Here is a 24,708-nt window from a genome sequence, read left to right as displayed (position 1 = left end):
GTCGCCGCCCAGCACGATGGTCTGCGGTTTTAAATATTCGCCGTACGCGCGGCCAATGCGCCACGCGATGTCTTCATTCAGCTCTTCGCCCAGCTTGCCGCGAATATCGTAGGCTTTAAAACAGGTTAATTTTTCCATGATGACCCCTTTTTCAGGCAACAGTCGGCCCTGACCACGTAATGGCCAAATTGATTTTTTTGTCATTCGCAGGCCCGGTAAGCGCAGCGCCACCGGGCATAATGCAGAGTGCTACACCCGCCCGTAGCGGTCCTGGAAGCGCACGATATCGTCCTCTTCCAGATACGAGCCGGAGCGCACCTCAATTAAGTCGAGAGGAATTTTCCCCGGGTTCTCCAGGCAGTGCGTCGCCCCCAGCGGAATATAAATGGACTCGTTTTCACCCAGCAGTTTGACTTCACCGTCGATGGTGACTTTAGCGGTACCCGCAACCACCACCCAGTGCTCGGCGCGGTGATGGTGCATCTGCACCGACAGCCCCTCGCCCGGCTTCACGGTGATGCGTTTCACCTGGTAGCGATCACCGGAGTCAATGGAGTCATATTTCCCCCACGGACGGTAGACTTCGCGGTGAATATGGTGCTCGTGACGGCCATCGGCCTTGATCTGCTCCACCACTTTTTTAACGTCCTGCACGGCGTTACGGTCGGCAATCAGCACGGCGTCCTTGGTCTGGACAACCACCAGATCCTTCACCCCGACCGTGGTCACCAGGCCGGATTCGGCGTAGACGTAGCTGTTTTCCGTTTTGTGGCTAATAACATCGCCGTGGTGGACGTTACCCTCCGGGGTATGGGCGCTGATCTCCCACAGGGAGGACCAGGAGCCGACATCGCTCCAGCCCGCATCCATAGGTACCACGACGGCGTCCGCCGTACGTTCCATCACCGCATAGTCAATGGACTCTTCCGGGCAGGCGAGGAACGCCTCTTCATCCACGCGGATGAAGTCGAGATCCGGGTCCACCACCGCCATCGCTTTCTCGCAGGCGTTCAGAATATCCGGGCGGTATTTGCGCAGCTCTTCCAGGTAGCGTCCGGCACGGAACAGGAACATCCCGCTGTTCCAGTAATATTCACCGCTGGCGACATACGCCTGCGCGGTTTCCAGATTCGGTTTTTCAACAAACTGCGCCACGTCAAACGCCACGCTGTCGCCTTCACCCGGCGTCACGCTGCCGCGACGGATGTAGCCATAGCCGGTTTCCGGCAGATCCGGCACGATGCCGAAGGTCACCAGCTTGCCGCTCTCGGCGTAAGGGATCGCCGCACGCACCGCGTCGCGGAAGGCGTCTTCCTGCTGGATAACGTGGTCTGCCGCCAGGACCAGCATCAGCGGGTCACAATCCGGGCTGCTGCGTTTTGCCGCCAGCGCCGCCAGGGCGATCGCAGGCGCGGTATTGCGTCCGGCAGGCTCCAGGATGATGTTTTCGGTGAGCTTATTCAGCTGGCGCAGCTGCTCGGCAACAATAAAGCGGTGCTGTTCGTTACAAATCACCACCGGGCTTTCACACTCCACGCCGTGCAGACGGTTTACCGTCGTCTGCAGCATGGTGAGATCCCCTTTCAGGCAGAGGAACTGTTTTGGATAGAGCACGCGGGACAGCGGCCACAACCGGCTACCAGAGCCACCAGCCATCACAACCGGATACAAAGTGGTTTGACTCATGATTTATCCCCGTATATCTGCAATAAATTGGCTCAGCACGTTCTCTTTCTCGAGCGTGCGTTCGGCATATTCACGTGCCACCGTGTTCACTTTTGGCATGGCAAGTGCCTTNGCTCAGCACGTTCTCTTTCTCGAGCGTGCGTTCGGCATATTCACGTGCCACCGTGTTCACTTTTGGCATGGCAAGTGCCTTCTCAATTCCGGTTACCAGCGCCGGGACCGATTCCGGCTCCACGCACACGGCAATCCCCGGATAGCTGTCGCACAGCTGGCCTAATTCTGTTTCGGCTTCTGCCGTGATCACCGCGTTACCGCCCACTGCCAGAATGTTGGTCAGCTTGGACGGCAGCACCGCGTCCGCGGCGCCGCGTTTTTGCACCACCAGATGGCAGTCGCCCATCTTCAGCAGCGCAGGCAATGCCTCGTAAGACTGAAGCGGGAAAAATTTCACGTTGGTCAGGCCACGTTCCCCGGCCATTTTTTCCAGCCGCGCCTTTCCACCGCCCTGCCCGACAATCACAAACGTCCACGGATGTTCACTCAGCAGCTGGGCCGCTTCAATCACGCTTTCCAGCCCCTGCTTTTCGCCGATGTTGCCTGAGTAAAGAATGATTTTTTGATCTTCAGGCAAACCGAGCTGCGCGCGCAGGGCCTGAGCGTCTTGCTCAGTTACATCGCGAAAACGCGCCACTTCGGACCAGTTCGGGAAGAAGATCACCTTCTCTGCCGGAACGCCCTTTTCCTGCGCCTTGTTCATCATCGAGCGCGAGATAGTCGAGACGTAATCAACGTTGTGCAGGCCGCTGCGCTCAAACGCGCTGGCGAGCTTCGCGACCTTGCCGCCTTTACTTTTGCCTGCCATCCCCAGGCCCAGCATGGCGTCAACTTCGTAATCCTGTATGTGCAGCAGAGTGCGCGCGCCGGAGAGTTTGCCCAGCAGGCGCATGCCCGGCGTGCAAAACAGCGTCGGCACCACGCCGATGATGCGATCCGGCTTCCAGCGACGCTGCGCCATCAGCGGGAAGAAACTGCTCAGGGCAAAGCTGCCCAGATGAAGTAACCGTTTCAGCGTTGAGGGCTGCTTAGGCACATACAGCGGGCAGCGCCAGACGGTCGCTGCACCCTCTTCGCGACGGTAGCGCCAGCTTGAGTAGCGCTCCCCGACTTTCCACTCCGGGTAGTACGGCGGCGCGGTAATGACCCGCACGTCATGTCCCTGGCTCGCCATCCACTCGACCATCTCGCCGGTGTATTTCCCGATGCCGGTTAGCTCCGGCGAGTAGTTGATTCCGTACACTAAAATTTTCATAAGCCCGGCACTCCGGACTGACGATCGGCCAGGAAATAGGCACGACTGTTGTCATGCACATTGTCGCTGGCAAGCAGCGCCTCTGGCGTCTGCCAGCGGTAGTCGTCATGCTGAGAATCAGGCAGACGCAGGTCTGCCTCACTCACCTTCAGGCGGAACCCCAGCACGATGTAGTGCGTGGTGAACCCGGTGCCTGAAAAGTTATCGTCATAGAAGTGCTGCCAGACCCCGTAAAACTGGCCCGCTGCCATCGGCAGCTGCAGGCCCAGTTCCGCCAGAGTGAGACGCTCAAACGCATCGCTGAGCCACTCATCCTTCTGCACGCGCCCGCCGGGCACGAACCAGAAGCCCTGTGCAGGACGGTTGGTTCGTTTCCCCAGCAAGAACTCGCCGCGTTCGTTCTCCACGATCAAATCAATTGAGATGAGCGGAGTCGAACGCACTACCGTGGCAAAATCTTCCTGACTTAAAAACATCGTTACCCCCGGAAGCGGTGCTGGTTTTCCAGGAACCACTGGTAGGTACTGGCCAGCCCCTGCTCCAGTGACACCTCGTGATACCAGCCCAGCTGATGCAGACGGGTCACGTCCAGCAGCTTGCGCGGCGTGCCGTCCGGTTTCGTCGCGTCAAACACCACGCGGCCTTTGTAGCCCACTACCTGCGCGATGGTTTGCGCCAGCTCGCGAATGGTGCAGTCCACGCCGGTACCAACGTTGATGTGCGACAGCATCGGCTCGGTGTTCTCCTGCCACACCTCGCGATCCAGTTCCATCACGTGAATGCTGGCGGCAGCCATGTCGTCCACGTGCAGGAATTCACGCATCGGCGTACCGCTGCCCCACACCACCACGTCCGGCGCGTTCTCGGCGGTCGCCTCGTGGAAGCGGCGCAGCAGCGCCGGGATCACGTGCGAGTTGCTCGGGTGGAAGTTGTCGTGCGGTCCGTACAGGTTGGTCGGCATCACCGAGCGATAGTCGCGGTTGTACTGACGGTTGTAGGACTCGCACAGCTTGATCCCGGCAATCTTGGCAATCGCGTACGGCTCGTTGGTCGCTTCAAGCGTGCCCTGCAGCAGTTCGCTCTCGGCGATCGGCTGTTTCGCCATTTTCGGGTAAATACAGGACGATCCGAGGAACAGCAGCTTATTCACGTTGTGCAGATGCGCCGCGTGAATGATGTTGCTCTCGATCATCATGTTTTCGTAGATGAAATCCGCCGGGTAGGTGTTGTTAGCGACAATGCCGCCCACCTTCGCCGCCGCCAGATACACCTGGTCAATGCGTTCGTTAGCAAAGAAGTCCTGTACCGCGCGGCTGTCGAGCAGGTTCAGCTCGTCGCGCGTGCGGACAACCACTTCCACGTCACCGCGCTGCTCCAGCTGGCGAACAATCGCGGAACCCACCATTCCGCGATGACCGGCGACAAAAATACGTTGTTTTGTCATTCTCAGGACTCCAGCGCGATGGCAACCTCGTAGCCATGAGACTTGAGCAGGGAGTGTTTTTTCGCTGCTTCAAGATCTTTGGCTACCATCTCGGAAACCATTTCCTGCAGAGTGATTTCTGGTTTCCAGCCCAGCTTCTCGTGCGCTTTGGTTGGGTCGCCCAGCAGGGTTTCCACTTCAGCAGGACGGAAGTAGCGCGGGTCAACCTGGACAATCACGTCGCCTGGCTTCACGCCCGGAGCGTCGTGGCCGGTCACGGAAACCACGATACCTTTCTCTTCCACGCCGGTACCTTCGAAGCGCAGCTTGATGCCCAGCTGTGCCGCGGCCATTTCAACGAACTGACGTACGGAGTACTGCACGCCGGTCGCAATCACGAAGTCTTCTGGCTGTTCCTGCTGCAGCATCATCCACTGCATTTTCACGTAGTCTTTGGCATGGCCCCAGTCACGCAGGGAATCCATGTTGCCGAGGTGCAGGCAAGACTCCAGACCCTGCGCGATGTTGGCGATAGCGCGGGTGATTTTGCGGGTCACGAAGGTTTCGCCGCGACGCGGAGATTCGTGGTTGAACAGGATGCCGTTACAGGCGTACATGCCGTAGGATTCACGGTAGTTCACGGTGATCCAGTAGGCGTACAGTTTTGCTACCGCATACGGAGAGCGCGGGTAGAACGGCGTGGTCTCTTTCTGTGGGATTTCCTGTACCAGACCGTACAGCTCAGAGGTGGATGCCTGATAGAAGCGAGTTTTCTTCTCGAGGCCGAGGAAGCGGATTGCTTCCAGCAGACGCAGCGTACCCATGGCATCAACGTCGGCAGTGTATTCCGGGGATTCGAAGGAGACCGCTACGTGGCTCATCGCGCCCAGGTTGTAGACTTCATCCGGCTGTACTTCCTGCAGGATACGGGTCAGGTTGGAGGTATCGGTCAGGTCGCCGTAGTGCAGATGGAATTTCGGGTTCGCCGCGTGAGGATCCTGATAAATATGATCCACACGTTCGGTGTTGAAAGAAGACGCACGACGTTTAATACCGTGTACTTCATACCCTTTTTCCAGCAGGAACTCTGCCAGGTAAGAACCATCCTGCCCGGTAACGCCGGTGATGAGAGCGACTTTAGACATGTTTATATTCCTCTACTTATGAATTTAATCAGTTTCAACGCGTTCGCGTATCACCACTGCGGGGTTGCCACGGCAAATTTTATTTGCCGGTAGCGATTTAAAAACGCTGCTGCGGGCACCGACTACCGTGCCATCGCCAACAGAAACACCCGGTGCAACAAAAACATCCGTTGCCAGCCAGCATTTTTCGCCAATCACAACAGGCGAAGCGGTAATATCAAAATGCTGACTCATAAAATCGTGGCTGCCGGTGCACAAATAACATTTCTGTGAAACCACCGAATTTGCGCCAATCGTAATTTCGCCCAGGGTATATAACACCGCGTCATCCCCAACCCATGCGTAATCCCCCAGCGTTAATTTCCACGGATAGGTAATTTTCACAGAAGGTCGGATGACTACGTTTTTTCCGATTTTTGCGCCAAACAGGCGCAATAAAAAAGCTCGCCAGCGGTACATTATTTGCGGCGACCAGGCAAATAACGTTGCCTGAACGGCCCACCACAGCTGTACCTTAATACCGTTCCCGCCCCGAAAACCTTTCGGCACGGAGAAATCTTTTAAATCCTGCATTGCGTTTCCTTATATTCAGGCTTTGTTATATAAGGTTTTCGTTTTGCCTGTGGTACGCAGGCGTAATAAATAGGACAATTCCGCCCAGAACCCCGGCACGCGTAATATTTTACGCTGCACGTTTTTGGCATCCTGGCACAATTCCAGATTATTAGACGTTGACACGCCGCCCATGGAGAATTCAGACACCAGCCCTTTAATTCGACGGAACGGGTAACCTGATTTATACAGGCTGGCTGCCAGCGCATAATCGGAAGACACTTTATACTGCAAATCGTAAGGCTGTTTTTTCAGACCTTTTACCGGGAAGAAAATTGCCTGATGGCTGGCCGGCAGGCTGTGATAGATATACCAGCCTGGCTTCGCGCTGCGGCACACTTTATGTCCGTCGCCAAAATCGAGCAGCGCATCGCCAATATACATGGCGTCCTCTTTCTGGCGAGCCAGCTGACGGGCAAACAGCGCCACGTCTTCATGGAAAATGTCGCCCGAGTTCAGGAAGATGGCATAACGGCCTTGCGCCATGTTGATGCCTTTATTCATCGCATCGTAGATGCCTTTATCTTTCTCGCTGATGTAGCGTAAGTTGAACTCACCGTTGAGTTTTTCCAGAAACTCCGCCGTGCCATCGTTCGAGCCGCCGTCGACCACAATCCACTCAAAGGTGAGGCTTGGATCGCGCGCCAGGTTGCGCAGCGAGCGCCAGGTTTTTACCACCCCTTCGTAATTACGAAAAGCGACAGTAATGACGCTAAGAAACATAAATCACCTCATTTCGTCATACGTTCGTAATATTAAGCGCCTTGCGCAGAATAAACGGACAGACAATCAAGAAAGCATATTCCGGGCTAAATATTGACCCGGTAAAAAACAGCGACACCGGAGTAAACAGATAAAGCTGAACGCGAAAGTTCTGGTTATCACCAAACGCGTTAATCATCATTTTGAAAACTTTAAACAGATACCACAGGGTCAACAGTACGGCGAACCACGAAAAATAAATAATTAACAGATACAGACCATTGTCTATGGTTTTACCGACATCCGCACCGTTAAAGATTCCGAATGATGCAACATATTCGTAAAGTGAGCCGAATCTTACTACCCCATCAATATGGGTTAAGGAATAACCCACCATCACCAGTGGCCCAATGATGCGATAATAGGACGAAGACCCTTCCGTTCCCAAATCACCCAGACGTTCTGAGATGTACGGGAAGGCAAATATCACGCCTACCATAAATACCGTCAGGGAGATAATCGCCAGCGGCAGTTTTTTCTTAATCGCATCTTTGTTCAGGTACTGGAACGCCCACTCCAGCAGGTAAAACAGGATAAATGTCATTACCCCTGAGAACGATCCAGACAGAACAATTCCTGCAAGAATCATAGCATCGGTCTTAGGCGTTTTGATACCAAACTGTTTGATGCTGAGCCAAATTGAGATTAACGCCAGAGCGAAAAACGCCGGTTCAAAATAGAGGGCTGTAGTACGCTTCCCGCCAAACTTGATGAAGTTCAATACATAGCTGTTACTGTAAATGAGATATTTCGAAATTATCTCCATCAGGCTGCTGCCGCCGGTGAGAATAATTTGCGCCATTTCCAGCGCGGCAAGCATAACAATTAACGCAACGGCAATATAAAAGAACCTAAGGATTTTCCGATAATTGTGCGGAGAAATAGTTTTAAACCGAATACTCCAGACCATACCGATAATAATGACAATATAAACAAACAGCATGGTCGAGGTGACGTATTTACTGGCATCCAGCGACTGGCCAAAGATGTAGTTAAACAGCGTCAGGCCCGTGCCCAGCCCTAGGGCAATCATCAGCTTCTTGAGGTTGATTTTATCGACATACAGCAGAAGCAGAACGGGCAGGAAGGTCACGATGGTTATCGGGAAGCTTTCGCCGAGCTGGGCAATTTTGACGTTGACCAGCAGGTAGATCAGCGGCAGCAGCAGATAACTACAGATTCTGATAGAACGAGACATATTCCTCCAGCATCTGTTGTCCACTGTAGGCCTTGCGGCTGCGGTTGCGGAACGATTCCAGGTCAGTGCCAAAAACGATCTCAGCAATCTGCGCCTTCGGCAGCTGTACCAGCGGCAGGACCTCCTGCTCCGTGAAGGTTTTCCCGCCGGACTTTTCCAGCACTTCGCGCGCCGCATCGCTGTGGGTGGCGATCACCGGCACGCCGATAGAGAGCGCCTCGCAGAGGATCAGCGGGTAGTTATCCACGCGGGAGCTGAACACCAGCGCGTCCATTTCATTCAGCGCGCTCATCAGCTTGCGCTTGTCGGTTTCAAACCCGTGGTTCACCACGTTGGCCCCTTCGAACGGTGAAAACTTGCCGAAGGTGTGAAGCTCTATCTTGTCACCCAGCGCCATCATGTCGCGCACCAGCTGCTGGTTGGTTTTACCGTCGTAACGCAGGTCATGCGCAACGATGGCGATTTTCGGTTTGCCCGCGGTTTCCGCCACCGGGGTCAGCTCGGCAAGAATGGCTTCCGTCGCCACGTCGATGCCGTTGTTGATAATCTGACAGCGCCCTGCCCCGTACAGGCTGTTGAAGGCATCGGCCACGTGCTGGCTCGGGGAGATAAACGTACAGCCGAGCGAGAGCATGTCGCGGAACAGCTGACGCTTTCCGGCCACCAGCTGATGCGCGCGATCCACCTTCACCGGCGGGTAGTTGCTTAACGTCGGGCACTTCTGGCAGTTATCTTTCCAGCCTTCGCAGCCGTCGGTAAACGCGCAGCGTCCGGTCACGCTCCAGTGATCGTGCAGCGTCCAAACAAAGCGGGTGTCCGGCTTGTGGGCCTGCACCTTCTGGCAAAACGCCACCACCTCTTCCAGATTCAGCCAGTAGCTGTGCAGCACGTGAAAATGCAGCACAACCGGGCCCGCGGTGCGGGTAACCGTGCGGTAAAGATTGTTCAGATTGCCAAACAGATCGCGGTTAAACAGACGGAACAGCGCAATGTTGGCAATCGAGGTCAGACGCGGCGTGTGCTTGTGCACCTGCGGGAAGTTATCGTGGCTGACGCTTTTCTTGCCGCCTTTGCCGTAGCCGTAAATAAAGCGAGACTGAAGTCCTTTTTGCAGCGCGCGCTGGTGCAAATCCAGGGCCACGCCTGCCGCTCCGCCTTCTGCGAGGCGTACGTTAAATTGCAAAATGTTCATTTAATCACCTTCACGCGGGCTTTTTCTCCCACCACCAGCGCGTTATCCGGAATGCTGTCCAGCACCACGCTGCCAGCACCAATCGTGACGTTATTACCAATCGTAATGTCACCGATGATTACCACGTTCGCGCCCAGCTCGACGTTATTGCCGATGACCGGGCAGGCCAGGCTGTCAGGCCCGCGGTTGCCAATGGTGACCGCATGACGAATGGTGAAATCATCCCCGGCGACCACAAACTTGTTGATCACCACCGCATAGCCGTGATGGATGGTAAAGCGGCGGCCAATAGTGGCAGCGGCCTGAATTTCATAGCCAAAAAAGCATTCGGTAATGATGCGGTACAGCACCAGCACGGGCGCCGCCCAGATATTGTTCAGCACGTTTTTCTTACGCCACACCGAGCAAAAGTGCGCGATGCGGTACGCCAGAACCATGCAGCACGGACGCAGGCTCCAGCTGTTAGCGCGGCAATCTTCCAGAAACATTATTTCCCCCGAAGCCCGTCAGCCAGGCGCTTGCCGTTACGCACGGACAGCAGCGTCAGCAGCGTGCGCCAGTTCATGCGCTTGTTGCGGATCTGATAGAGGGTAAAGAGCTGATATTTACGGCTGGCACGGTCAAATTTGTCCTTGTGCTTGCGGTAAAAATGGAAGTAGCCGGAGAACTTTTTCGGCGAGGAGGTGATTTGCATCTCCCCGTGGTTGATGTGCAGGATCTGGGTGGCCTCTTCCACCTTCCACGGCTCGCCGTATTCCACCACCATGCGCAGGAAGATGTCGTAATCCTGCGCGGCCTTAAGTTCGGTATCGAACAGGCACTCTTTGAAGCGCCACGCCCAGGTGAAGACCTGGTTACCAATAATGTTGCGCTTGTAGAACAGGCGGCGAGAATACGGCGATTTCGGGTACAGCGGCAGACTCGCGGGCTGCGAGTAAACCTCGCCCTGACAGACATAGTCGTTGGCATACAGGAAAGCGTGCGTGACCAGCTGTTCTTTATGCGACAGGAAGATAGACAGGCGGTTCGGCGTCCATTCGTCATCGTCGTCGATCCCGGTCAGAAACTGCCCTTTGGCCTGCATAATCGCCTGATTACGCACCGCGCACGCGCCGGAGTTAATGGCGTTATGCGTATAGACCACCCGCGGGTCGTTGAGGTCAGTCACAAACTTTTGCAGCTGTTCATACGAGGAAGAGCAGTCATCAACGATGATCAGCTCCCAGTTATCGTAATCCTGTCGCAGGACGGATTTGATTGCGCGGATCGCCAGCTGCTGACGATTCCATGTCGGCATATAGATTGAAACTAAAGGGCGTTGTGTGGTCATCTTTTCCCCTCACCCCGGCCCTCTCCCCAAAGGGGAGAGGGTGAAAGGCAGCCAGTGGTTATCATTACGTTCGTCCCCCACATCCAGCACCGAACAGTCCCCTCTCCCCTTTGGGGAGAGGGTTAGGGTGAGGGGTGTGGGGTGTGTTTTGTTATTTACTGTCAGACTTATATTCGTACTCGTAATAGCCGTAATCCTGGTACCCGGTCGCGCGGCGGAAGATGGAGTTCAGGATCACCCCTTTCACCTCAATCCCGTTCTGCTCGAAGCGGCTCAGGCTGGTTTCCACCTCTTTCAGGGTGTTGACCGCGTAACGCGCCACCATCAGCGTGGTGCCAGCGTGGCGGCCAACAACGGCGGCGTCGGTCACGGCCAGAATTGGCGGCGTATCGATCAGCACCAGGTCGTAATTTTTGCTCGCCCACTCCACCAGCTCGGTAAAGCGTTCGCTCATCAGCAGCTCGGACGGGTTAGGCGGCACCTGACCGCGCGGGATCAGGTCAAATTTCGGCACCGTTGTGGGTTTCGCGCTCTGGCTGATTTCACCTTTGCCGAGCAGGATTTCCGACAGACCGTTCACGTTATTGGTGCCCAGCAGCTCGTGGGTGTAGCCCTTACGCATATCGCAGTCGATCAGCAGCACGCGCTTGTTGGTCTGGCTGACCACCGCCGCCAGGTTGGCGCAGACGAAGGTTTTACCGATTGACGGACTCACGCCGGTTAACATCAGGACGTTGTTTTTGGCCTGCATCATGGCGAAGTGCAGACTGGTACGCAGGCTACGGATCGCTTCGATGGCGAGGTCGGTCGGGTTACCCACCGCCAGAAGCTGGCTCTGTTTGTAACGCTTGACGCCCTTGATGGTTTTGACGCTGTCACGGGATTTTTGCCACTCGGACAGCGGAATGCTGGCATAGACGTTGATACCGCTCTCTTCCAGCACCTGCGGGCTTTCGATACCGCGGTTGAACAGGGAACGCAGCAGCACGCCCACGATGGAGAGCATCAGGCCGAGAATAATGCTGCCGAGAATAATCAGCGCTTTCTTCGGCTTCAGCACGCCAGGCTGGGTAATGGCCGGGTCGACGATGCGCACGTCACCGACGGTACTGGCTTCGGTGATTTTCAGCTCCTGCTGCTTGTTCAGCAGTTGCATGTAAACCTGCTGTCCGGACTCCACGTCGCGGGTCAGACGCACGATCTCCTGCTGCGTTTTCGGCATCGCGGTCACACGGTCATTGAGCTTCGCCTTCTCCTCTTCCAGGGTACGGCGTTTCTCCAGCAGCGTGCGGTAGGCCGGGTGACGTTTGGTATAAAGCTTGGAAATCTCCGCCTCTTTGAAGGTCAGCTCGTTGAGCTGCGCATCAATGTTGACCATCGAATCGAGAACCGATTTCGCCTCCAGCGGCAGGTCAACGGAGTCTTTATCCTGACGATAGGCGTTCAGCTTGTTCTCGGCATCATCCAGATGGGCGCGCACTTCCGGGAGCTGTTTGGCGAGGAAGGCCAGGCTTTTCGCCGCTTCCGCCGACTTACGCTCAACGTTCTGCTCAAGATAGTTGCGGGTAATGCTGTTCAGGATGTCGCGGATTTGATCCTTATCTTCACCAGTAAAGGTCATGCTCAGCACGCCGGTGTCCTTACCGTTTTCGGTGACGGTCAGGTTGTTTTGCAGATTGTTGATCATCCCCAGGGTGGAGAATTTGGTGACGGTGAATTCGCCGCCCTCCTGGGCGTTGATGGCGCTGACCATCATGCTGACGCCGTCTTTGGTCAACATCTGCCCCACTTCGCCGCGGGCGCTAAAACCTGCGTCGCTGGTTAGCTGGTACTGTTTCGGGCCTAGCACCGTCAGGGTAAACGTCTGATCGCCTGCCCCTTTTGGCAGCACGAAGTCAGTGACTTTCACCGTGTCGTTGTTGCGCCCCATCAGCCGATCCCAGCCGGCACCAAAGACTGGGAAGGTATTTTTGGTGACGGAGATATCGAGCCCGAGGTCGTGAACCGTTTTACCCAGCACCAGGCGTGACTGGATGAGCTGAATTTCGGCGTCGGATGCCGGCGGCTTGTTCGCCAGCGCGGAACCAATGTCCTGCACCAGCGAGTTGCCGGTATTCTGCTCGATCTGCACCAGCGCATCGGCGCTGTAGATAGGGGTGGCGAACAGCGTATAGACGACGGCCGCCGCGGCGAACACGGCGGTAATGCCCAGCACCCACCACTTTGCCTCTACAACAGTGCCGACCAGGCGCCCAATATCAATTTCATCACTGCCCGAAGTCGGGGCGGCAGAAGGTCTTGTTTTTTCTGTCATTGTTATCCCTGCTGAACTTTCAGTGCCTGCGCCCACTGTTGGGCAGACTGGTCAAGTAAGGTGTAAACCGCCTCAAAGGCCTCATGGCTTTTGCGATACGGATCGGGGATTTCACGTTCATTGTCCCAGTGACCAAACAGCATCACCTTGCCGCGCATCTCCGGAGCGATATCGCACAGCGCATGAATATGGCGTTTTTCCATCGTCAGGATCAGGTCATACTCCCGGCACATGCGGCCAGTGACCTGGCGGGCCACGTGGCCGTCGAGAGAGAGGTGATGATCCCGCGCCACGCTCGTTGCGCGCTCATCGGCACCTTTACCGACCAGTGCACCCAGCCCTGCCGAATCAACGGTCAGTTCGGGCTGGTAGTGTTTCAACAACCGTTCAGCCGTAGGGGAACGGCAAATGTTCCCCACGCATACCACCAGAATTTTGTTAAACATCGCGGATTACCAGGTATGAATGTCGCGCGCCGTATCCGTCATGTAGCGAACGCCACTGATGGTTGGCAGCAACTGGTTGATCAGACGGTTCCAGCGGGCAACCGGCGCGGTAGTGACATACACCACATCGTATGGCTGGAGACGGAACTCCGTTGCCATCACCAGAGAGGTCGCATCGGACATATCCAGCTGGTAGATGTTGGCAATCTTGCCTTTCGCACTGCCCTCACCTTTCAGCGGACGGATAACGAAGATACCGGTCGCGTTAGAGGTCGTCAGATCGATACCCTCAGCATTGCCCAGCGCTTCGGTCAGCGTCATACCGCTGAAGTCCATTTTGAGGGTGCTCTGTTTCTTCACTTCACCCATCACGAAGACTTTCAGATCGTCATTGCGCGGCACGTAGAGGATGTCGCCCGGATAGAGCAGGCGGTTCTGGGTCAGATCGCCGTTTTGCATCAGCGCCTGCAGCGAAATGCGCTGCTCCTTCCCGTTGTGGGTGAGCACCACGTTGCGCCAGTCGGCGCCGTCGGTTAAGCCGCCCGCGGCGTTGATTGCATCCAGTACGGTCAGAGGAACGTTGGTGATGGCCTGCTGGCCGGATTTGTTCACCTGGCCGGAGATATAGGCTTTTTGCGAGCGGAATGCGGCGATATTAACGTCCACCTGCGGATCGGCGATGTACTGCGCTAAGCGGCCGGTAATATCACTACGGATCTCGGCAAGCGTTTTGCCTGCAACATGGACTTTACCAATGTAGGGATAGAACATGGTGCCATCTGACTGCACCCAGTTACCGGTATCGCTTGAGCTACGGTACTGGCCCGCTGGCGTGGTCAGTTCAGGGTGGTCCCAGACGGTCACGTTGATCACGTCACCCGGCCCCACGCGGTACTGGTAGGACGCAATTTCCTGGTCCAGCGACATATTCGGCTGGGCAACATTCGGACGTGGACGTAATTGTTCGACCAGACGAGGCGTAAGTGGATAAACATTCACCATTTTGTCGAGATCAAAATCGGCATCCTGTTGCTTGATCACATCCTTACCCATTGTTGACATATTGCTGCCGGGAAAGACCGTGCAACCACTCATCAAGGTCACAGACACCAATAATGGCATCAATTTCATTTTGGATTTCATCATTGATTATTTATCACTTTGGCAGAGTAATTATCCTGTGCAATTTAAATAAGCTCGAGTCGTATTGGGTTTCAGCATGCAGTTAATCAAATAGAAATATAACTGGCATCAGTCCTAAAAAAAGCTTATTCATCCATTGGCTATTGACAGAATAATCGAGGCTGATTCACACGCTTTCAGGCACGCTACCGCCCTTGGCTTTCAGTTACCAATCCACTGACTAAACAATGTGTTATGGATAGACACCCTCTTGAGTAAGGTCTTCTGGAAATATATCAGTCGCTTGAGAAACCCGACGGATAATGAATAACCATCCCTGAAGACCGAACATTAATAGCAACACCGAGATTTAACATTTGATGCTGGGAGAATTGTTGCAGCTAACCTAATAGCAGGCAAGGAGACAACTGTCCTAATATCGGTTTTTAAGATTAATATTAAGAGCAAATTTTTGACCTTTTAGGAATTTCTTTATATTGACAAAATGAGAGTAAAAATCATCACCTGCGATATATCCTAAAATGCATTCCTTGTAATTAAATATACGTATTTCGCTTATTTACACCCTATTGAGAACGCTCTCTTTTTTACCCGTCGTATTAAGAGAAATCTCAGCCCGGCATTGCAATTTCCCCCAGCTTTATCCATGATCGAAGTGTGACATTCGTCATATAACAGAAGGTATTGCTATTACTATGGAATGGATTGCCGATCCCTCAATCTGGGCCGGGCTGGTTACGCTGGTCGTCATCGAGCTGGTGCTCGGGATTGATAATCTGGTCTTTATCGCCATCCTCGCTGAAAAACTGCCCCCTTCCCAGCGCGACCGCGCGCGCGTGACGGGTCTGCTGCTGGCGATGGTGATGCGTTTACTGCTGCTGGCCTCTATCTCCTGGCTGGTAACGCTCACTCAGCCTCTGTTCTCCATTCACGGCCTGAGTTTCAGCGCCCGCGATCTGATCATGCTCTTCGGCGGGTTGTTCCTGCTGTTCAAAGCCACGGTGGAGCTCAACGAGCGGCTGGAGGGCAAAGACAGCGAGAGTCCAACCCAGCGCCGCGGAGCGAAATTCTGGCCGGTGGTGGCGCAAATCGTGGTGCTGGATGCGGTCTTCTCCCTCGACTCGGTGATCACCGCCGTCGGGATGGTCGACCACCTTGCGGTGATGATGGCCGCGGTGATCATTGCCATCACGCTGATGGTGATGGCCAGCAAGGCGCTGACCCGCTTTGTGAACAGTCACCCGACCATCGTGATCCTCTGCCTGAGCTTCCTGCTGATGATTGGCTTTAGCCTGGTGGCCGATGGTTTTGGCTTCCATATTCCGAAAGGCTACCTGTACGCCGCCATCGGCTTCTCCGTCATGATTGAAGCGCTTAATCAGCTGGCGATATTTAACCGCCGCCGCTTCCTGTCCGCGAATCAGACCCTGCGTCAGCGCACGGCCGACACGGTTATGCGCCTGCTAAGCGGTAAGAAAGAGGATGCGGAGCTGGATGCAGAATCCTCCGCCATGCTGGCCGATCGCAGCGACGGGCCGATCTTCGACCCGCAGGAACGACGGATGATCGAGCGGGTGCTTAATCTGAATCAGCGGACGGTCAGCAGCATCATGACCTCGCGGCACGACATTGAGCATATCGACCTGACGGCACCGGAAGAGCACATTCGCGCCCTGCTGGATAAAAACCAGCACACCCGCGTGGTGGTGACCGGCGGTGAAGAGGAAGAGGAGCTGCTGGGCGTGGTGCACATTATTGACCTGCTCCAGCAGCAGCTTCACGGCGAGGCGCTCAACCTGCGCGTTCTGGTGCGCCAGCCGCTGGTCTTCCCTGAGGGGCTACCGCTGCTTTCCGCCCTTGAGCAATTCCGTAACGCGCGCACGCACTTTGCCTTTGTGGTGGATGAGTTTGGTTCGGTGGAAGGGCTGGTCACGCTCAGCGACGTCATGGAAACCATTGCCGGTAATCTGCCTAACGAGGTGGATGAGATTGACGCCCGCCATGACATTCAGAAAAACGCAGACGGGTCTTGGACGGCTAACGGCCACATGCCGCTGGAAGACCTGGTGCAATACGTGCCGCTGCCGCTGGATGAAAAACGGGAATATCACACGATTGCCGGCCTGCTGATGGAGTATTTGCAGCGTATCCCGCAGCCGGGAGAAGAGGTTCAGGTGGGCGACTATCTGCTCAAAACGCTGCAGATTGAAAACCATCGCGTGCAGAAGGTTCAGCTCATTCCGCTGCGGGATGAGGAAGAGCTGGATTTTGAGGTTTAGGTAAAACAAAACGGCAACCCGGTTGCCGTTTTTAGTGTTTGCGCCCTCTCCCGTGGGAGAGGGCCGGGGTGAGGGCATCAGGCCGCAACGCCACCCGGCGCAACGGACATCAAAGCTTATCCAGCAACTTCTTCACATCCTTACCGTCCTGTGAATCTTTATTACGATCCGCCCAGCCGCTAAGCCGACGTTTCGCTTCATCCTGCAGATGCTTGCGCAGGATCTGATCCACCTGCAGGCTGTAATTCAGGGCCTGCCATTTGCCGTATACGGTCAGCGGGACCGGCGTCTCTTTCAGGAAGTCGATGAGCTTGCTTTCACCCTGCCAGCCGGAAAGTACCCGCACGTTAAAGCGCGTATCCGCCGTCTCTTTCACCAGATCCAGCTTACCTTCACCGGTCATTGATAACAGTGAAGAGGCGCCCTGCATCCCGTCGAGAGTGAGTTGTCCGTTGTCCAGCGTCAGGTCCGTGGTGAAGCTGTCGAGGCGCGTGGCGCTGTCGTAGTTATCCTGGGCCTTCACATCGCTGCTGCGCTCAACCGCCTGCTGCACCAGCTGCTGGAAGTTAAGCCCTTCCATACGGGAATTCTTAAGTTCAAGATGCGCCTGCCCCTGCCACTCGTGGCGGAAAGCATCGGCATCAATTTTCGTGCCTGAGAAGTCACCCGCGAGCGTCAACTGCCCCGTCAGGGATATCGGATAGTTGAACGCGTTCAGGATGGTGCCTATCTCAACGTTGTCGAGACGCGGCTGGAATTCGGCGCTGGCAACGTCTTTACGGACGTCCAGCGTGCCGGGCAGCGAGAGGTTTCCTGCGCCCATCTTCCCGCTCAGTTCGGAGATCACCAGCAAACCGTTATGGTTAAACATCTGGCTGCTCACATCGGTAAAATCAATGCCGCGCCAGCGCAGGCTATTGGCTTTCAGCAGAATATCCGCCGTAAACCCGCGCAGGGCGTTATAGTCAGGCTGATCGAGATTAGACGAGATTACCGGACGTGATACCGGTGCCTGGCTTTGCCCCGTCTGCGTGGCATCGCTGTCCGTGGCGCTGGCGGGCAGAGGCGGCAACAGATTTTCCAGATTGAGCTTGTCAAACTGCAGATTCAGCACCCACTTCGGCTTCTCTTCGAGCGTGACGCTCGCCTGCCCCTTCAGGCTACTGTCATTTGCCTGCAGGTTGAGATTATCCAGCTCGAGCTGCTTTTGCTCTTCGCGCCACACGGCCTGCAGCGTTCCCTGCCCGGTTATTCCCTGGGAGGGGAGATCGGCACCCGTCAGCTGCCAGTTCAGCTGCTGGATGTCGGCCGTGAGCTGATGCGGGTAGTCCGAGGCGTTCACATTAGCATTCAGCGACAGGGTCAAATCGCGCTGATCGCGGTTCACGCGCCCGCTAAATTCCAGCGACGCAAGATGGTGAGCATCCTGTTCCATCTGCAGGTTAATGTTGCGAATGGTCACCTGCTCCTGGTGCTCATGCTGGAAAACCAACACGCTGTCGGCAACTTTCAGCTTGCCGATATCAAAGGACCAGCCGGTATCGGACGGTTCATCGGGCAGAGTATTTTCGCGCGGCGCAACCGGCGCACTGGCATCACGCACGGCTTCGGTTTGCGGGGTGAGCTGAATCACCGCGCCTTTCAGCATCACCTGCTTAACCTGCAGCTGGTGGGAAATGAGCGGGATCAGCGCCACATCGAGGCGCATGTTGTCTGCGGACACCAGCGGCTGGGACGCCCCCGGTGCCGTGAGCGACATGCGGCCAGAGAGAATGCTGAGCTGCGGCCAGACGTGCCAGCGCAGCGGCCCGTCAAGCTTCAGTTGATAACCACTGCGCGCCTCGACCTGCCGCACCATGTAAGCGCGGAAATCGTTGGGGTTAACCAGCAGAACCAACGCCGAAAGGCCAGCCACCAGCACCACCAGCAAAATCATCAGCGTCGTCAGAACTCTTCTCATGGCATCCTCAATGGACTAACGATCAGTCTTTATCAATACGGCTGGCAACCGCGCCCTGCTGGTCGCGATATTTTGCGTCCTGCCGACGGTTATAAGGACGATCTGCCGGACCTGACAGCGGTTCAAAGCTTAACGCGCCGATCATCATGCCCGGACGCAGCGCCAGCGGCAATTTACCGGCATTGAAGAATTCCAGCACGATACGCCCCGACCAGCCTGGATCGATACGGTGCGCGGTCACGTGAACCATCAGCCCCAGTCGCGCCAGCGAAGAACGGCCATCAAGCCAGCCAACCAGGTCCGGAGGCAGGGTGACGGATTCAAACGTCACCGCCAGGGCCAGTTCACCCGGATGCAGATAAAAAGCTTCGCCCTCGTCGATTACGATTTCGTCACTCATCACGCGATCGAGCGCGGCGCTGACTTCGTCCTTCGGCCCGCTGAGGTCAATGAACGGCGCAGTGTGGCCACTAAAGGTGCGGAATTTATTCCCCAGGCGGACATCAACGGTCACGCCATTGATACGCTCAACGGGTGGGCGCGGGGTAATAGACAAACGGCCTTCATCCAGCCAGGCTTCAATATCGCGATCGCAAAGACGCATGCCACTTTCTCCTTTCATGCATCGTACCCTGAGGCGGTAAGCGCTCAGGGTAAAACCAGGTTATCTCTGAACGGTACACAATTCACGCGGGTTATTCAAAAAACTGGCTGATTTTCGCTTTTAAGATATCAATAGCAATGCGGTTTTTACCCCCGCGCGGCACGATGATATCGGCGTATTGTTTGGATGGCTCAATAAACTGCAGGAACATCGGGCGGACCGTTTTCTGATATTGCGCCATGACGGAGTCCATCGAACGGCCGCGTTCGTTCACGTCACGCTTGATGCGGCGCATCAGGCAGATATCCAGCGGGGTATCGACGAAAATCGAGAAGTTCATGGATTCACGCAGGCGAGCGTCGGTCAGCAGCAGGATGCCTTCAAGGATAATGACCTTTTTCGGCTCGATGCGGATGGTTTCCCGGGTGCGGGTGTGTTCTACGTAACTGTAAACGGGCAGCTCAATCGCCTGGCCGCTCTTAAGCGCTTCTAAATGCTGGAACAGCAAGCTGTGATCCATTGCATTTGGGTGGTCATAGTTGGTTTTGACGCGCTCTTCCATCGACAGATGGGATTGATCTTTGTAATAGCTGTCTTCGGGAATGACGCCGATATGCTCATCACCTACTTGTTCACGCAGTTCGCGATAAAGCGTACTGGCAATTAGACTTTTACCTGAAGCCGATGCGCCGGCGATGCCTATAATGACGCATTGATGAGACTTATCAGTCATAAATTTAGCGACCTGATTAACCTGGATGTTAAGGAAGGACGACGCCGGAGCGTCAAACGCGGCAATTATAGGGATTTCGCGGGCGTGATACCAGTCGAAAGCACAGGTTCTGCGAGACTGGCCGAAAAGTGACGCCTTATTCCCTGAGTGAAATTTAAATGAGCGTTTTTTCAGCGTTTAACCGTTTTTTTTCACGGAGCCTCTATTTAATAAGTCTGTGGTGTCAAATTCTGAGCGGTCACCATATGAATTGTAAATTGTTTGTACTAGCATAAACCAAATTATTAAATTCACGCGTTCGGACATCTTCCCTGACGGCATGGCGTCTCTGGATAAAGCGGTAATGAATAAACAATACCAGCGGGTTTTGGTTACCACCCCACATCCTTTAATACGACTTGTCTGTCTGGGCCTGGTCACCTTTATCTTTACCTTATTTTCCCTGGAGCTTACCCGGTTCGGCACCCTGCTGGCCCCGCTCTGGTTCCCCACCGCCATTATGATGGTGGCGTTTTACCGCCATGCAGGAAAAATGTGGCCGGGAATAGCCCTGGCCTGTTCGTTCGGCAATATTCTGGCCACCTGGATGCTGTTTTCGTGGGGATCGATAAGCCTCACCTATACCTCGATTAACGTGGTTGAAGCCTTTACCGGCGCGCTATTGCTGCGCAAATTGCTCCCATGGTACAACCCGCTGCAGAATCTGAATGACTGGATCCGCGTGGCCATCGGCAGCGCGGTGATCCCGCCGCTGGTGGGCGGCTTGCTGGTGTCCCTGCTGGCTCCCGGCCCTGAACCCCTGCGTAATTTCTTCGTCTGGGTGCTGTCCGAAGCCATTGGCGCGCTGGCGGTGGTACCGTTGGGGCTGCTGTTTAAACCGCATTATCTGCTGCGCCACCGTAACCCGAGACTGCTGCTGGAAACCCTGACCACGCTGGCCGTAACGCTGGCCCTCAGCTGGGCAGCCATCACCTGGCTGCCGTGGCCTTTCACCTGCGTTATCGTTTTGCTTATGTGGAGCGCCGTGCGCTTGCCGCGAATGGAAGCGTTCCTGGTGTTTCTGGTCACCGTGATGGTTGTATCGCTAATGATTGCCCGAAATCCTGTGGCGCTGACAACCCAGCACGTCGGGGCGATGCTGAACGCCCCCTGGCTGCCGTTCCTGATGCTGCTCCTGCCTGCCAACGTGATGACCATGGTGATGTATGCCTTCCGCGCCGAGCGCAAACACATCACCGAAAGCGAGGAGCGTTTCCGCAATGCGATGGAGTATTCCGCCATCGGTATGGCGCTGGTCAGCATTGAGGGCAAATGGCTGCAGGCTAACAAGGCGCTGTGCAATTTCCTCGGTTACAGCCAGACGGAGCTCCAGTCGCTGACCTTCCAGCAGCTCACCTGGCCGGAAGATCTGCACACCGACCTGGAACAGCTCGAACAGCTGGTCAACGGCGACATCAATACCTATACCCTTGAGAAGCGCTATTACACCCGCAACGGGGAAGTGGTCTGGGCGCTCCTTGCCGTCTCCGTCGTGCGCCATGCCGACGGCTCGCCGCTCTATTTTATCGCCCAGATTGAAGACATTAACGACCTGAAGCAGACCGAGTGGGTCAACAAACGCCTGATGGAGCGCATTACGCTGGCTAACGAAGCGGGCGGCATCGGCATCTGGGAGTGGGATCTGGAGCCAGACATTATCAGCTGGGACAAGCGGATGTTTGAGCTGTATGAAATCCCGCCGCACATCAAGCCTACCTGGCAGCTCTGGCATGACACGATGCTGCCGGAAGATCGTGCCCACGCTGAGCAGGTGCTGCGGGACTCGCTGATTTCCCGTCTGCCGTTTAAGCTGGAATTCCGCATCCGCGTGAAGGAAGGCGTGCGCCACATTCGCTCCCTGGCGAACCGGGTGCTCAATAAGCAGGGTGAAGTCGAACGGCTGCTCGGGATCAACATGGACATGACCGAGGTGAAGCAGCTCAACGAGGCCCTCTTCCAGGAAAAAGAGCGTCTGCACATCACCCTCGACTCCATCGGTGAAGCGGTGCTGTGCACCGATATCAACATGAACGTCACCTTCATGAACCCGGTAGCCGAGAAAATGAGCGGCTGGCTGCAGACTGAGGCTATCGGCCAGCCGATCCTCAAGGTGTTGCACATCACCTTTGGTGAAAAAGGGCCGCTGATGGAGAATATTCACAGCGGCGATATGTCCCGTTCCGATATCGATCAGGACGTGGTGCTGAACTGCCGGACCGGCGGGAATTTTGATATTCACTACAGCATTACGCCGCTCAGCACGCTGGACGGGCAGAATATTGGCTCGGTTATCGTGATTCAGGACGTGACCGAGTCGCGCAAAATGCTGCGTCAGCTGAGCTACAGCGCCTCCCACGATGCCCTGACCCATCTGGCAAACCGGGTCAGCTTCGAAAATCATCTTAAACGGCTCCTGCAGACCGTTCGCGAAACGCGCCAGCGTCATGCCCTGGTCTTTATCGATCTCGATCGCTTCAAAGCCGTCAACGATACGGCAGGCCATGCGGCGGGCGATGCCCTGCTGCGGGAACTCTCCTCCCTGATGTTGACCATGCTCCGCTCCAGCGACGTGCTGGCGCGTCTGGGCGGAGATGAGTTCGGGTTACTGCTGCCGGACTGCAATATTGAAAGCGCGCGCTATATCGCCGGGCGCCTGATCCACACGATCAATGACTATCACTTTATGTGGGAAGGCCGCCTGCACCGGATCGGCGCCAGCGCAGGCATCACGCTGATTGATGAAAATAACCATCAGGCGTCGGAGGTGATGTCGCAGGCCGATATAGCCTGTTATGCCTCGAAAAACAGCGGGCGCGGCATGGTGACGGTTTACGAACCCCAGCAGGAGCGGGATCACAACGCGCGCAGCATGATGTCGCTTGATGAACAGTGGCACATGATTAAAGACAATCACCTGATGATGATCGCCCGCAGCGTCGCTTCCCCGCGTATCCCGGAAAGCAGTAATTTCTGGCTGCTGTCGTTACGCCTGTGGACCAGCCAGGGCGAAGTCCAGGAAGAGCATGCCTTCCGCTCGGGTCTGGCCGAGCCTGAGCTTTTGCACGCCCTTGACAGACGTATTTTTAATGAGTTTTTCCGCGCCTCTGCCGCACAGGTCGCCAGTAAAGGCATGGGGGTGGCGCTGCCGCTTTCTGAGGCCGGTTTAGCCAGCGTAACGCTGGTCGATGAGCTTCTCGCCCTGCTGGATAAAAGCCCCATGCCGGGCCGTCTCCTGCATCTGGTCATCTCTGCCGACGTGGTGTGCAGCCCGGATAAAAACCTGCAGCGGAGTCTGCAAAAGCTTCGCCAGGCGGGCTGCCGCGTGATCTTCAGCCAGGTGGGCCGCGACATGAACGTCTTCACCCACCTGACCGCCAATATGGCCGACTATCTGATGCTGGACGCGGAGGTGGTAAGCAACGTGTATGGCAACCTGATGGACGAGATGATGGTGACCATTGTGCAGGGCCACGCCCAGCGTCTGGGGATGAAAACCATCGCGGGTCCGTGCAATCAGCCCATCATGATGGATACGCTCTCCGGCATCGGCATTGATTTCATCTATGGCGACACCATCGCCGAGCCGCAGCCGCTGGATCTACTGCTCAACACCAGCTATTTCGCCATCAACTGACGGCGTCCAGCCGTCGGTATACCAGATGTGCAGCAGCGCGTAAGAGCGCCACGGCTGCCAGCGTTCGGCATAACGCCGAATCTGCGCGGGCGTCATCCCGGCAAAGCGTTGCTTAATCAGATAATCATCAGGCAGAAAGACATCTTTCGCCTGCCAGCCGCGCAGGGCCAGGTAGTTTGCCGTCCAGCGCCCTATTCCCGGCCGCTGCTGTAGCGCCTTCATCCCGGCCTCAATATTCTCGGGTGGGAAAAGCGGAAACGTCCCGTCGATGACCGACTGCGCCAGATGAATTAACGACTCCGCGCGTTTTACCGGCATGCCCAACGCTTTCAGCGCCAGCGGGTCCGCTGCCGCCAGCGCGTCCGGCGTGGGGAAACAGAGATAGCCCGGACAATCCGCGATCGGCTCACCGCACAGCGCCACCACGCGCGACGTCAGTTTCGCCGCCATCGCCACGCTCACCAGCTGCCCGAGGATCGCCCGGACGCCCTGTTCGTACGCGTCCATCGCCCCCGGCAAACGCAAGCCCGGCCGGGCAGCACCGAGATCCCCCAGCGTATCCGCGATGTGCTGCGGGTTGCACGCGAGATCGAACAGGCGCTCGATGCGTTCAAGGCACGTCTGCGCAACCGGAACTAACCCCGGAGTGAGCGTCACGGTCAGCGTATGGGTGGCGATATCCGGCGTTACGCGAAATATTCCCTGATGCCCTTCGCAGGCAAAACTGCGCTCGTAGTAGTCGTGGGTGACGGTTTCAATGCCCGTCACCGCACGCGCGCCGAGAAAGCCAAACATCCACTGCCAGTCGTAAGGGGGTTGCCAGTTCAGGGTGTACATCGTCTCTCCTTTTGGGTTCTCCACAGCATAAACGGAAAGGTCCTGTTTCGCCTTGCTTTCAT

At 55.9% G+C, this 24,708-nt stretch carries 20 protein-coding genes and 1 pseudogene; 2 read left to right on the top strand and 19 right to left on the bottom strand.

Going from position 1 to position 24,708, the window contains the following annotated elements; genetic code table 11:
* The 15 genes and pseudogenes from SPH27_RS14675 to SPH27_RS14605 form a co-directional block, all read right to left on the bottom strand.
* Positions 1-138 (bottom strand): annotated as a pseudogene (locus SPH27_RS14675) (phosphomannomutase CpsG); the annotation flags it as partial.
* 111 nt (positions 139-249) lie between these two features.
* On the bottom strand, positions 250-1,686 hold the full coding sequence (gene cpsB, locus SPH27_RS14670) for a mannose-1-phosphate guanyltransferase (RefSeq protein ID WP_023336268.1): 1,437 nt from the start codon (positions 1,684-1,686) through the stop codon (positions 250-252).
* A gap of 70 nt (positions 1,687-1,756) precedes the next feature.
* Positions 1,757-2,995 (bottom strand): colanic acid biosynthesis fucosyltransferase WcaI, encoded by a 1,239-nt coding sequence (gene wcaI, locus SPH27_RS14665; protein WP_322435700.1) that lies wholly within the window; start codon positions 2,993-2,995, stop codon positions 1,757-1,759.
* A complete protein-coding gene (locus tag SPH27_RS14660; protein ID WP_182072685.1) occupies positions 2,992-3,471 on the bottom strand; it encodes a GDP-mannose mannosyl hydrolase in 480 nt (159 codons plus the stop codon). The genes wcaI and SPH27_RS14660 overlap by 4 nt, the downstream gene beginning before the upstream one ends.
* 2 nt (positions 3,472-3,473) lie before the next feature.
* Positions 3,474-4,439 (bottom strand): GDP-L-fucose synthase, encoded by a 966-nt coding sequence (gene fcl, locus SPH27_RS14655; protein WP_013097874.1) that lies wholly within the window; start codon positions 4,437-4,439, stop codon positions 3,474-3,476.
* Between the two features lie 2 nt (positions 4,440-4,441).
* Positions 4,442-5,563: a GDP-mannose 4,6-dehydratase gene (gene gmd / locus SPH27_RS14650; protein WP_014884502.1), complete on the bottom strand. Its 1,122-nt coding sequence runs from the start codon at positions 5,561-5,563 to the stop codon at positions 4,442-4,444.
* 24 nt (positions 5,564-5,587) lie between these two features.
* Positions 5,588-6,136 carry a colanic acid biosynthesis acetyltransferase WcaF gene (gene wcaF / locus SPH27_RS14645; protein WP_048980168.1) on the bottom strand — a complete coding sequence of 183 codons (549 nt, stop codon included), beginning with the start codon at positions 6,134-6,136 and terminating at the stop codon, positions 5,588-5,590.
* A 15-nt stretch (positions 6,137-6,151) separates the two neighbouring features.
* Positions 6,152-6,898, bottom strand: coding sequence for a colanic acid biosynthesis glycosyltransferase WcaE (gene wcaE, locus SPH27_RS14640; protein ID WP_033145980.1), 747 nt, complete (start codon positions 6,896-6,898; stop codon positions 6,152-6,154).
* A gap of 16 nt (positions 6,899-6,914) precedes the next feature.
* Positions 6,915-8,135 carry a colanic acid polymerase WcaD gene (wcaD, locus tag SPH27_RS14635; RefSeq protein ID WP_029742034.1) on the bottom strand — a complete coding sequence of 407 codons (1,221 nt, stop codon included), beginning with the start codon at positions 8,133-8,135 and terminating at the stop codon, positions 6,915-6,917.
* A complete protein-coding gene (gene wcaC / locus SPH27_RS14630) occupies positions 8,110-9,327 on the bottom strand; it encodes a colanic acid biosynthesis glycosyltransferase WcaC (RefSeq protein WP_048980166.1) in 1,218 nt (405 codons plus the stop codon). The genes wcaD and wcaC overlap by 26 nt, the downstream gene beginning before the upstream one ends.
* Complete coding sequence (wcaB, locus tag SPH27_RS14625; protein WP_023312402.1) at positions 9,324-9,815, bottom strand: colanic acid biosynthesis acetyltransferase WcaB; 492 nt, start codon at positions 9,813-9,815, stop codon at positions 9,324-9,326. Before wcaB ends, wcaC begins: the two co-directional genes overlap by 4 nt.
* Positions 9,815-10,657, bottom strand: coding sequence for a colanic acid biosynthesis glycosyltransferase WcaA (gene wcaA, locus SPH27_RS14620; protein WP_182072683.1), 843 nt, complete (start codon positions 10,655-10,657; stop codon positions 9,815-9,817). The genes wcaB and wcaA overlap by 1 nt, the downstream gene beginning before the upstream one ends.
* Before the next feature lie 151 nt (positions 10,658-10,808).
* Positions 10,809-12,971, bottom strand: coding sequence for a tyrosine-protein kinase Wzc (wzc, locus tag SPH27_RS14615; RefSeq protein WP_064672803.1), 2,163 nt, complete (start codon positions 12,969-12,971; stop codon positions 10,809-10,811).
* Between the two features lie 2 nt (positions 12,972-12,973).
* Entirely contained in the window at positions 12,974-13,417 is a 444-nt protein-coding gene (gene wzb / locus SPH27_RS14610) for a low molecular weight protein-tyrosine-phosphatase Wzb (protein ID WP_023312405.1), read from the bottom strand.
* Positions 13,418-13,423: 6 nt separating this feature from the next.
* Positions 13,424-14,563: a polysaccharide export protein gene (locus SPH27_RS14605; protein ID WP_014170829.1), complete on the bottom strand. Its 1,140-nt coding sequence runs from the start codon at positions 14,561-14,563 to the stop codon at positions 13,424-13,426.
* Between the two features lie 692 nt (positions 14,564-15,255).
* On the opposite strand from SPH27_RS14605, the gene SPH27_RS14600 reads away from it, so the two are divergent.
* Positions 15,256-16,839 carry a TerC family protein gene (locus tag SPH27_RS14600; RefSeq protein ID WP_182072681.1) on the top strand — a complete coding sequence of 528 codons (1,584 nt, stop codon included), beginning with the start codon at positions 15,256-15,258 and terminating at the stop codon, positions 16,837-16,839.
* A 109-nt stretch (positions 16,840-16,948) separates the two neighbouring features.
* On the opposite strand, the gene asmA is transcribed toward SPH27_RS14600, so the two are convergent.
* The 3 genes from asmA to udk all read right to left on the bottom strand — a co-directional run bounded on the left by asmA (position 16,949) and on the right by udk (position 20,136).
* Positions 16,949-18,799, bottom strand: a complete 1,851-nt coding sequence (gene asmA / locus SPH27_RS14595) for an outer membrane assembly protein AsmA (protein WP_182072679.1) — start codon at positions 18,797-18,799, stop codon at positions 16,949-16,951.
* Between the two features lie 22 nt (positions 18,800-18,821).
* Positions 18,822-19,403, bottom strand: coding sequence for a dCTP deaminase (gene dcd, locus SPH27_RS14590; protein ID WP_023312408.1), 582 nt, complete (start codon positions 19,401-19,403; stop codon positions 18,822-18,824).
* A 91-nt stretch (positions 19,404-19,494) separates the two neighbouring features.
* Positions 19,495-20,136: a uridine kinase gene (udk, locus tag SPH27_RS14585; RefSeq protein WP_033145985.1), complete on the bottom strand. Its 642-nt coding sequence runs from the start codon at positions 20,134-20,136 to the stop codon at positions 19,495-19,497.
* Between the two features lie 343 nt (positions 20,137-20,479).
* Here udk and SPH27_RS14580 point away from each other — a divergent pair, with 343 nt between their 5' ends.
* Entirely contained in the window at positions 20,480-23,809 is a 3,330-nt protein-coding gene (locus tag SPH27_RS14580; RefSeq protein ID WP_182072677.1) for a diguanylate cyclase, read from the top strand.
* Here SPH27_RS14580 and alkA read toward each other — a convergent pair.
* On the bottom strand, positions 23,774-24,646 hold the full coding sequence (alkA, locus tag SPH27_RS14575) for a DNA-3-methyladenine glycosylase 2 (protein ID WP_048980154.1): 873 nt from the start codon (positions 24,644-24,646) through the stop codon (positions 23,774-23,776). The genes SPH27_RS14580 and alkA overlap by 36 nt on opposite strands.
* Positions 24,647-24,708 lie beyond the last annotated feature (62 nt).

This window comes from Enterobacter sp. A103, from assembly GCF_034427535.1.
Classification (GTDB): Bacteria; Pseudomonadota; Gammaproteobacteria; order Enterobacterales; family Enterobacteriaceae; genus Enterobacter; species Enterobacter asburiae_B.
The sequence above is the reverse complement of the archived record's forward strand: the minus strand, read 5'-3'. Positions and strand labels throughout refer to the sequence as shown.

Excerpts from the sequence above, each read along its gene's own strand:
- cpsB (WP_023336268.1), bottom strand. The coding sequence starts at position 1,686 with ATGAGTCAAACCACTTTGTATCCGGTTGTGATGGCTGGTGGCTCTGGT.
- SPH27_RS14660 (WP_182072685.1), bottom strand. The coding sequence starts at position 3,471 with ATGTTTTTAAGTCAGGAAGATTTTGCCACGGTAGTGCGTTCGACTCCG.
- fcl (WP_013097874.1), bottom strand. The coding sequence starts at position 4,439 with ATGACAAAACAACGTATTTTTGTCGCCGGTCATCGCGGAATGGTGGGT.
- gmd (WP_014884502.1), bottom strand. The coding sequence starts at position 5,563 with ATGTCTAAAGTCGCTCTCATCACCGGCGTTACCGGGCAGGATGGTTCT.
- wcaF (WP_048980168.1), bottom strand. The coding sequence starts at position 6,136 with ATGCAGGATTTAAAAGATTTCTCCGTGCCGAAAGGTTTTCGGGGCGGG.
- wcaE (WP_033145980.1), bottom strand. The coding sequence starts at position 6,898 with ATGTTTCTTAGCGTCATTACTGTCGCTTTTCGTAATTACGAAGGGGTG.
- wcaD (WP_029742034.1), bottom strand. The coding sequence starts at position 8,135 with ATGTCTCGTTCTATCAGAATCTGTAGTTATCTGCTGCTGCCGCTGATC.
- wcaC (WP_048980166.1), bottom strand. The coding sequence starts at position 9,327 with ATGAACATTTTGCAATTTAACGTACGCCTCGCAGAAGGCGGAGCGGCA.
- wcaB (WP_023312402.1), bottom strand. The coding sequence starts at position 9,815 with ATGTTTCTGGAAGATTGCCGCGCTAACAGCTGGAGCCTGCGTCCGTGC.
- wcaA (WP_182072683.1), bottom strand. The coding sequence starts at position 10,657 with ATGACCACACAACGCCCTTTAGTTTCAATCTATATGCCGACATGGAAT.
- wzc (WP_064672803.1), bottom strand. The coding sequence starts at position 12,971 with ATGACAGAAAAAACAAGACCTTCTGCCGCCCCGACTTCGGGCAGTGAT.
- wzb (WP_023312405.1), bottom strand. The coding sequence starts at position 13,417 with ATGTTTAACAAAATTCTGGTGGTATGCGTGGGGAACATTTGCCGTTCC.
- SPH27_RS14605 (WP_014170829.1), bottom strand. The coding sequence starts at position 14,563 with ATGATGAAATCCAAAATGAAATTGATGCCATTATTGGTGTCTGTGACC.
- SPH27_RS14600 (WP_182072681.1), top strand. The coding sequence starts at position 15,256 with ATGGAATGGATTGCCGATCCCTCAATCTGGGCCGGGCTGGTTACGCTG.
- asmA (WP_182072679.1), bottom strand. The coding sequence starts at position 18,799 with ATGAGAAGAGTTCTGACGACGCTGATGATTTTGCTGGTGGTGCTGGTG.
- dcd (WP_023312408.1), bottom strand. The coding sequence starts at position 19,403 with ATGCGTCTTTGCGATCGCGATATTGAAGCCTGGCTGGATGAAGGCCGT.
- udk (WP_033145985.1), bottom strand. The coding sequence starts at position 20,136 with ATGACTGATAAGTCTCATCAATGCGTCATTATAGGCATCGCCGGCGCA.
- SPH27_RS14580 (WP_182072677.1), top strand. The coding sequence starts at position 20,480 with ATGAATAAACAATACCAGCGGGTTTTGGTTACCACCCCACATCCTTTA.
- alkA (WP_048980154.1), bottom strand. The coding sequence starts at position 24,646 with ATGTACACCCTGAACTGGCAACCCCCTTACGACTGGCAGTGGATGTTT.